At 54.5% G+C, this 255-nt stretch carries 1 rRNA gene; it reads right to left on the bottom strand.

Features of this window, described 5'->3' with window-relative positions:
• A 23S ribosomal RNA gene (locus ACN6NF_RS25920) occupies positions 1-255 on the bottom strand; the annotation flags it as partial.

The following is a 255-nucleotide window of genomic DNA, read 5'->3' as shown; positions in this document are numbered from 1 at the left end:
CTTCTCGCCTACCTGTGTCGGTTTGCGGTACGGGCACCTTCTCCTGGCTAGAGGCTTTTCTTGGCAGTCTGAGATCATGACCTTCGCTACTGTAATTTTCGCTCCCCATCACAGCCCAGCCTTACGACGTGCGGATTTGCCTACACATCAGCCTCACTGCTTAGACGGACATCCATCAGTCCGCGTCACTACCCTACTGCGTCACCCCATCGCTCATAGCGGATTACGGTGGTACAGGAATTTCGACCTGTTGTC

The organism is Paenibacillus sp. TSM33 (genome assembly GCF_056099025.1).
The sequence above is the reverse complement of the archived record's forward strand: the minus strand, read 5'-3'. Positions and strand labels throughout refer to the sequence as shown.